The organism is Nonomuraea sp. NPDC005983 (genome assembly GCF_040614375.1).
In the GTDB taxonomy this organism is placed as follows: Bacteria; Actinomycetota; Actinomycetes; order Streptosporangiales; family Streptosporangiaceae; genus Nonomuraea.
This window is the reverse complement of sequence record NZ_JBEXUP010000278.1, coordinates 1-3,125: the sequence shown is the minus strand read 5'-3', so window position 1 is coordinate 3,125 and position 3,125 is coordinate 1. Positions and strand designations below refer to the sequence as shown.

Below are 3,125 nucleotides of genomic sequence, written 5' to 3'. Positions count from 1 at the left end.
GGGGGGGGCCGGCCCGGGGGCGCCCCCCCGCCCGGGGCCAACCTGCGGGGGGGGGGCCCGCGGTCGGCCCGGAAACCACCCCCCCCGCCCACGGCCACCAAACCCGCCCCCAGCAGCGACCGCGAGGGCGGGAGCGCGCCCAGCAGCGCGCCGGCGGTCCCGGCAGTGGCGGCGACGGCGTTGTAGAGGCCGAAGCCGCGCACGGCCACGCCGCTGCCATCCAGCATGACCTGCTCCACGGTGGTGAACGGCCCGGACTCGACCACCTCGACCGACAGCGCGCCGGACAGGGCGGCCAGGCTCAGCAGCCACACCGGAGCTCCGACCGCGATCAGCGACCCGCACAAGGCCAGGGCCAGGTACAACACGGCGTAGGAGCGGCGACGGCCGAACCGGTCGCCCCAGCGGGCCAGGGCGATGCTGGCCAGCGCGCCCCCGGCCATCACGGCGGCCAGCACGAGACCGACCCCGGCGGCCTGCAGCCCCTCGGCCCGCAGCAGCGTGGCGAGCTGGACGGCGGCCAGGCCGTACGCCAGACCGCGTACGGCCTGCGCTGCGAAGATCAACCGCGCGGCACTCACGCGGGCTCCCTGCCGAGCAGCAGCTGGCCGCGGAAGAACTCATACAGCCCGTCAAACAGCGGGCCGGTCAGATCCAGGACTCGGTCGTCACCGCAGATCATCGACAGGCCGCGCAGGACGACATCGAGACCGTGGTGGGACAACTCGGCCCCGCGCATGTCGAAGGCGGTCGCGTCGTCACCCATCGAAGATGGGTGTTACTTCTCGGCCGTGCCGGGTTTCCCGCTGATGGACTCCTGATAGATGTCCGCGTAGGTGCGCGAGTCCTTGATCAGGTCGTCGCAGAAGGCAGCGACATCGTTGCCGATGAGTTCCAGGACTCCCCTGTTGGCCGCGACGCCCTCCTCGAAGAAATCGACGATCCCTGGAAGCAGGGGCCCGTCATGCAAGTCGATCGGTCCAACCTTGAAGAGGTACCTCTGAATCTCCTTGTAGACGATCTGATAGTCCGGCGGGAGCGCCTTGACCCGGGCCATGTGCGCCCGCCACTGCTTCTTGCCCTCGATGATGTCTTGGATGCCCACGTCAGCCTCCTAGCCGGCCCAATTTCCTTGCGACGTTCCTGTTCAACTGCTCGCGCCACCGGTCGCGATAGCTCCGCCCCCTTTCTCCGCCGGCCAGCGCCGCGCAGAAGCCCGCGATGTCGTCACCCAGCACCTCGTGAATGCTCTGCCCATCGGACGCTGTCTCTTCGAGCAGCCCCAGAGCACCGTCGAGAATCGGCATCAGGTTTCGACCTGTGAAGTCCGAGTAGAGAGAAAGATGCCCCTTGATCTCTTCCCACGCCGCCCGGTAGTCGGCCGGCAATGCCGCGGCCCGGGCTTCGAACGCCTTCCATTCCCTGGTGAGATCGCTGCCTGTCATGGTCTCCCAGAAGTTCATCTCCCGCCCTCCTTGAGCTTGTCGATCCGTGATGTGATGTACGCCCATTTCGCCCAGAACGTCGCGAGTTCTTCGCGCCCCGCGTCGTTGAGCGCATAGAACTTGCGCGGCGGGCCCAGCCCGGACGGTCGTTTCGTCGCTTGGACGAGCCCGTTCTTCTCCAGCCGCAGCAGGATGGTGTAAACCGTCCCCTCGACGACGTCGGCGAAGCCGAGTTCGTTCAGCCGACGCGTGATGGCGTACCCGTAGGTCTCCTCGCTGCCGATGATTTCAAGCACGCAGCCCTCAAGCGTGCCCTTCAGCATCTCCGTCAGGTCGTCCATCGTGAGTCCTCTTCGGTCTCCTGGTACTTTGTAGTACCGAGTACCACTATACGGCACCACAGAGTAGTGAAGCAACGCCCAGCAAGCGGTGAGCGCAGACCACGGAAGCGATTCGAATCATCTGCCCGCGACTGGATGCTCGACATCACCACCTGGCCCGGCGACGTCGGCTCCTTCGTTGACGCCATGGTCTGGCTGGTCGGCCGCATGCTGGCCGACCCCAAGCACTTCTGCCGCAGCTACACCACCGCCGAACTGGACAGGATCACGACCACACGCCCGCGCAGTTCCACGGGCGTGCGCGCCCGCGAGATGAACCTCTACCGCCGCTACTTCGACCTGGTCGCCGCCGGCCGCAGAACCATCGAGGTCCGGGCGCAGTATCCGAACCTGCGCAGCCTCAAGGCCGGCGACCGCATCAGGTTCGTGTGCGGCCGCGACGACGCCCTCACTCGCGTCAAGCGGGTGAGCCGGTACGGCGACTTCGAGGAGCTGCTCGACGCCGAGGGCCCGGTCAACGTCAACCCCGACAGCCCGCGCGAGCAGCAACTGGCCAACATCCGCCGCATCCACGGCCCCGAGAAGGAAGCACTCGGCGTGCCGGCTGAGCACAGGAGTGAGCCCGTCCGGTGACGTTTGCTGCCTTCCGGGCTCACCGCAGTCGTCCCCGGGTACACAGGGCACGAGACTGTTCAGGCATGCGGGAGGGAAGGGCAGCCTGTGATCGATGGCGAGCTTCGCGATGAGCTGTTGCAGCGGATGAAAAGAGATCAGGAGGTGCGCACCTGCGCGCCCCTGGGCAGCCAGTGGACGGAGGAGCAGATCGCTGAGTTCTACGCCGTAGATGCAAGCAACACCGCCTTCCTCAAAAGCGTGATCGCTCAGCGCGGCTGGCCGGGACGAGATGTGGTCGGTACGCAAGCCGCGCACGCCGCGTGGCTCCTGGCACAACACGCCGACCAGGATGTCGCCTTCCAGCGCACCTGCTTGCCCCTGCTGGAAGAAGCCGCCAAGGCGGGACAGGCCACTTGGGCCGACTACGCCTACCTGGTCGACCGGGTTCGCGTCGCCGAAGGGCGCCCGCAGGTGTACGGCACCCAGTACGGGATGCGCGAGGGGCGGCTCGAACTCCAGCCGGTCGAGGACCCCGATCATCTAGATGAGCGGCGCGCCCGTGCCGGGCTGGGACCACATGCCGAGTACGACCGGAGGCATCGCGGGCAGTTCGCCTGAGCACATTTCACCTAGGGCGTGTCCCGTGGATCTTTAGTGGCGGTTGGTGTAGATCAGTCCGGTGGAAGATCGCCTGAATCGTCATGATCTGACTGATGCCGAGTGG

7 protein-coding genes are annotated in these 3,125 nt (G+C 66.9%); 2 read left to right on the top strand and 5 right to left on the bottom strand.

What is annotated here, in order from left to right:
* The 5 genes from ABZ297_RS46560 to ABZ297_RS46540 all read right to left on the bottom strand — a co-directional run.
* Positions 1-581, bottom strand: a 581-nt coding sequence (locus tag ABZ297_RS46560; RefSeq protein ID WP_355360984.1) for a hypothetical protein, incomplete at its 3' end; no start/stop codon positions are given.
* Positions 578-766 (bottom strand): hypothetical protein, encoded by a 189-nt coding sequence (locus ABZ297_RS46555; protein ID WP_355360981.1) that lies wholly within the window; start codon positions 764-766, stop codon positions 578-580. The genes ABZ297_RS46555 and ABZ297_RS46560, both read right to left, overlap by 4 nt.
* A gap of 12 nt (positions 767-778) precedes the next feature.
* On the bottom strand, positions 779-1,105 hold the full coding sequence (locus ABZ297_RS46550; RefSeq protein WP_355360978.1) for a DUF1048 domain-containing protein: 327 nt from the start codon (positions 1,103-1,105) through the stop codon (positions 779-781).
* A gap of 1 nt (position 1,106) precedes the next feature.
* Positions 1,107-1,463: a DUF1048 domain-containing protein gene (locus tag ABZ297_RS46545; protein ID WP_355360975.1), complete on the bottom strand. Its 357-nt coding sequence runs from the start codon at positions 1,461-1,463 to the stop codon at positions 1,107-1,109.
* On the bottom strand, positions 1,460-1,786 hold the full coding sequence (locus ABZ297_RS46540; protein WP_355360972.1) for a PadR family transcriptional regulator: 327 nt from the start codon (positions 1,784-1,786) through the stop codon (positions 1,460-1,462). The genes ABZ297_RS46545 and ABZ297_RS46540 overlap by 4 nt, the downstream gene beginning before the upstream one ends.
* Before the next feature lie 135 nt (positions 1,787-1,921).
* Between ABZ297_RS46540 and ABZ297_RS46535 the strand changes: the two genes are divergently transcribed.
* Both ABZ297_RS46535 and ABZ297_RS46530 read left to right on the top strand, forming a co-directional pair.
* On the top strand, positions 1,922-2,419 hold the full coding sequence (locus ABZ297_RS46535; RefSeq protein WP_355360969.1) for an ASCH domain-containing protein: 498 nt from the start codon (positions 1,922-1,924) through the stop codon (positions 2,417-2,419).
* 87 nt (positions 2,420-2,506) lie between these two features.
* On the top strand, positions 2,507-3,019 hold the full coding sequence (locus ABZ297_RS46530) for a DUF6624 domain-containing protein (protein WP_355360966.1): 513 nt from the start codon (positions 2,507-2,509) through the stop codon (positions 3,017-3,019).
* Positions 3,020-3,125 lie beyond the last annotated feature (106 nt).

Excerpts from the sequence above, each read along its gene's own strand:
- ABZ297_RS46545 (WP_355360975.1), bottom strand. The coding sequence starts at position 1,463 with ATGAACTTCTGGGAGACCATGACAGGCAGCGATCTCACCAGGGAATGG.
- ABZ297_RS46540 (WP_355360972.1), bottom strand. The coding sequence starts at position 1,786 with ATGGACGACCTGACGGAGATGCTGAAGGGCACGCTTGAGGGCTGCGTG.
- ABZ297_RS46555 (WP_355360981.1), bottom strand. The coding sequence starts at position 766 with ATGGGTGACGACGCGACCGCCTTCGACATGCGCGGGGCCGAGTTGTCC.
- ABZ297_RS46535 (WP_355360969.1), top strand. The coding sequence starts at position 1,922 with ATGCTCGACATCACCACCTGGCCCGGCGACGTCGGCTCCTTCGTTGAC.